This is a genomic window from Pseudomonas sp. EL_65y_Pfl1_R83, assembly GCF_963970695.1.
Classification (GTDB): domain Bacteria; phylum Pseudomonadota; class Gammaproteobacteria; order Pseudomonadales; family Pseudomonadaceae; genus Aquipseudomonas; species Aquipseudomonas tritici.
In genome coordinates, this window is the sequence record NZ_CAXAQI010000058.1 from 1 (window position 1) to 838 (window position 838).

General features: G+C 56.9%; 1 protein-coding gene. It reads right to left on the reverse strand.

Annotated elements, in window-relative coordinates:
- Positions 1-645: 645 nt before the first annotated feature.
- Positions 646-838: hypothetical protein (locus AACY08_RS27570; protein ID WP_339472272.1), on the reverse strand; the 193-nt coding region annotated here is incomplete at its 5' end.

Genomic DNA, 838 nt, shown 5'->3' on the forward strand with positions numbered 1-838 from the left:
GCGGCGAGCAGCGCATCGCGCTGTGGTGCCAGCGTCTGCGATCCGTCAGCCTTGGACACCCTCACATATCCGATGAGCATCGTCACCCCGCCAGAAAAGATATCTGACACCCTGCAATGTGCTGGTGGTTTTCGCAACGGGTATTCCGACTACTAGGCAGCGCCGCCGGGGCAAAAACCGCTACCGCCAGAAAACCGGTCGTTTTCCTTGCGATCAGGCGTGCATTGAGGTGTCTCGCTTTTTCCGTTGCCCACGGCCAGTTTTGAGAAAGAGCAATCGGAACACATTTTAAGAAGCGGCACCCGCTTCGCCGCCGAGTGTGCTGGTTTGCCGTCAGACCTCCCGATGACCTATCCTAATGACAATGCCTGACGTGGAGTAGGGCATTGCTCGCACTGCGAGCACCTTGATAGGATCGGGGGCTCGAGCAAGCCCAAGGAAGCAAAGCGCTTTGAGCGCGATGACGTGATTAAGAATCAGATCCGCGGACTTCATCAGGGCCAGCAGCCATGCGGTGCTGCACCAACAGGCCGAACATATGGATGCACTCGACCGGTGCTCATCGCTGCACGAAACCTTTTGCACCGCAGGGGTCGCCCACACATCAAGCCCATCACGTCATGACTAGTTCTAAGCCACGGCTCATCAGCGGCGAGAAGCAAGACGCTCGGGTTGCTCCATTGCATCGCGCTCTTGTGCAGCACGTGAGGCCAACTCTCCCCAGGGAAAGATGAACCATCGCTTGTCATGATCTCGGTTGATGTTGCGCGCCGCATAATCGACCGATTGGCTGGAAACGGTGTTGCTTATCAATACTGCGAAGCGGACACTCAGACTT